Here is a 1,767-nt window from a genome sequence, read left to right as displayed (position 1 = left end):
GACAGGCGCAGGGGTTGCTGCGCGGACAGGGATTGCGCGGTGCGCTCGCGGGGGCGGTGGGTGGCCTGATTCCAGGCGTGGGCGGGCGCATCGCGTCTTCCATCCTGCGCGGAGACGGCGCGGATGACGACGCGTCGCTGGACGCGCTCGCGGACATGGCGGACGCGCGGCAGGTGCCGCCCGCCGTGGCCCTGCCCCTGGGCGCGGGGCTGGCGGCGCGGGTGGTGACGCGGCAGGCGGTGCCCTTGAGCACGTCGCTCGGTGGCGCCGCGCAGGGGGTGCTGCGCGCGCGCTCGCGCGGCGTGGAGCAGCTGCTGATGCGGCTGGCCCGTCAGGTGCCGGGCACCGCGGGCCGGCGGCTGCGGCTGATGCGCCTCATCGCCCGGCTGGCGGCGGGGAACCTGCGCCTGCGCGGCCCGAGCGGCGCCATCACCGCCCTGCCCGGCGTGGTGCAGGGCGCGGGGCGCCGGGTGCTCACGCGCGCGGTCCAGGTGCCTTCAATGGGCGTCGTCCCGCCGCGCCTGGCCGCGCGGCGCGTGTACGCCCGGCGGCAGGTGCTGCGCCGCATCCCCGTGGCCGCGGTCAGCGCCGCCAGCGTCCGCCGCGCCTAGTTCCATCCACTCACGAAGTCTTCAGGACAAGGAGGAGTACCCATGCAACCGCAGCCTTTCGAAGAGGAGTTTTCGGGCCAGGGCGACGAGATGTCCGACCTGCTGGCAGAGGGCGAGGAGGGCTTCGAGGACGAAGGCATGGAGGAGGGCTTCGAGGCCGAGGGCTTCGAGGGTGAGGGCTTCGAGGCCGAGGGCATGGAGGAGGGCTTCGAGGAGAACCCCACCCCCATGGAGGGCGAGGGCTTCGAGGACAACCCCACCACCCTGGAGGGTGAGGGCTTCGAGGAGAGCCCCATCTCCTTCGAGGAGAGCCCCATCAACATGGAGGGCGAGGGCTTCGAGGGTGACGGCTTCGAGATGGACAACCCCAACGCCCTGGACGACGCCTTCGCGGACGCGATGGACGCCCAGGACGAGGACGAGTTCCTGCGCCGCCTGGTGGCCGGCGCCAGGCGCATCGCCACCGTGGCCGGGCCCACCTTCCAGCGCATCCGCCGCCGGGCCATGCCCATCGCCATGCGGCTCATCCGCCAGGCCGCGCCCCGGCTGGGCGGCATCGCGGGCCAGGAGATTGGCCGCACCCTGGGCGGGCTCTTGCGCGCGGACGCCATGGACGCCTTCGCGGACGCCGCCGGTGACTACGCGAGCGACGAGGACCTGGACGCCTTCAACCGCGTGCTGGGCGGGCTCGCCGCGCGGCACGTGGTCCGCTCCACCCTGTCCCCCGCGCGCCGCCGGCAGTCGCCCCAGCAGGCCCGGGCGCTGGGACGCGCGGTGGGCCAGATGACCACGCAGCTCGCCTCGCGCATCAGCCAGCGCTACGGCCCCCGGGCCCTGCCGGCGGTGACGCGCGTGGTGCGCCAGGTGACGCGGCTGGTGCGCCAGCAGGGCGCGAGCCCCCAGGCGGTGCCGCGGATGATCCGCCGCATCGGGATGCGCGTCATCTCCAACCCGCGCGTGGTGCGCCGGCTGGCCCGGACCAGCCCCGCCGTGCGGCAGCTGCGGGCGCGCGCGGGCCTGCGCCGCACGGGGCCGCGCGGCCGGTACAACACCATGATGGGAGGCCCGGCCTACCGCCGGATGCGGACCGTCACCCTGCGGGGGCCGGTGCGCGTCGTCGTGCGGTGAGTGGAAGGGGCGCGAAGCGGGCAAGGGG

Annotated in this window: 1 protein-coding gene and 1 pseudogene; both read left to right on the top strand. The window is 75.3% G+C overall.

Annotation, left to right across the window (positions count from 1 at the left end; translation table 11 throughout):
• Positions 1–611, top strand: a pseudogene (locus tag D7X55_RS39210) (hypothetical protein); the annotation flags it as partial.
• 42 nt (positions 612–653) lie between these two features.
• Complete coding sequence (locus D7X55_RS39205; RefSeq protein ID WP_120547935.1) at positions 654–1,739, top strand: hypothetical protein; 1,086 nt, start codon at positions 654–656, stop codon at positions 1,737–1,739.
• Positions 1,740–1,767: the final 28 nt, after the last annotated feature.

This window comes from Corallococcus sp. AB049A (assembly GCF_003668885.1).
GTDB classification, from domain to species: Bacteria; Myxococcota; Myxococcia; order Myxococcales; family Myxococcaceae; genus Corallococcus; species Corallococcus interemptor.
Note: the sequence above shows the minus strand (reverse complement) of the source record. Positions and strands in the feature narration are given on the sequence as shown.